The 245-nt window shown below is 99.6% G+C and carries 1 protein-coding gene; it reads left to right on the top strand.

All coding sequences use genetic code 11. The features are described from left to right. A partial coding sequence (locus tag QMX80_RS19335) for a hypothetical protein (RefSeq protein ID WP_282278790.1) occupies window positions 1–245 on the top strand: 245 nt, incomplete at both ends.

Raw genomic sequence — 245 nt, 5'->3', positions numbered from 1 at the left:
CCCCCCCCCCCCCCCCCCCCCCCCCCCCCCCCCCCCCCCCCCCCCCCCCCCCCCCCCCCCCCCCCCCCCCCCCCCCCCCCCCCCCCCCCCCCCCCCCCCCCCCCCCCCCCCCCCCCCCCCCCACCCCCCCCCCCCCCCCCCCCCCCCCCCCCCCCCCCCCCCCCCCCCCCCCCCCCCCCCCCCCCCCCCCCCCCCCCCCCCCCCCCCCCCCCCCCCCCCCCCCCCCCCCCCCCCCCCCCCCCCCC

It is taken from the genome of Stenotrophomonas sp. PS02297 (assembly GCF_029959705.1).
In the GTDB taxonomy this organism is placed as follows: domain Bacteria; phylum Pseudomonadota; class Gammaproteobacteria; order Xanthomonadales; family Xanthomonadaceae; genus Stenotrophomonas; species Stenotrophomonas nitritireducens.
The sequence above is the reverse complement of the archived record's forward strand: the minus strand, read 5'-3'. Positions and strand labels throughout refer to the sequence as shown.